Below are 382 nucleotides of genomic sequence, written 5' to 3' on the forward strand. Positions count from 1 at the left end.
GGCGGAAGTTGGCCGGCACCTTCAGCGCCTGGCAGCGGGCAGCGACGGTCGGGCTGGTGGCGGCGGTACCGAAGGAGGTATCGCACGGATCGGTGAACGAGTCGCGGCTGCTGACGGTGCCGCCGTACAGGTCATCCACGGTCGGCGCACGGAAGCCGGTGCCGTAGGTGGCGCGCACCAGCAGGCTGTCGATCGGCTTCCACTTCAGGCCGAACTTGCTGTTGGTGGTCGAACCGAAGTTGTTGTAGTCCGAGTAGCGGCCGGCCATGTCCAGCGACAGTTCGCGGGCGAACGGCAGGTCGGCCAGCAGCGGCACCTGCAGCTCCAGGTAGACCTCGTTGAGCGAGTAGTTGCCGCGGGTCGGCTGGCCGCTGGTGCCGGC

The 382-nt window shown here is 68.3% G+C and carries 1 protein-coding gene; it reads right to left on the bottom strand.

Going from position 1 to position 382, the window contains the following annotated elements:
• Positions 1-382 (bottom strand): TonB-dependent receptor domain-containing protein (locus D7Y13_RS44940; RefSeq protein ID WP_120631191.1); only part of this gene is annotated, 382 nt, incomplete at both ends.

The organism is Corallococcus praedator (assembly GCF_003612125.1).
Taxonomy (GTDB): Bacteria; Myxococcota; Myxococcia; order Myxococcales; family Myxococcaceae; genus Corallococcus; species Corallococcus praedator.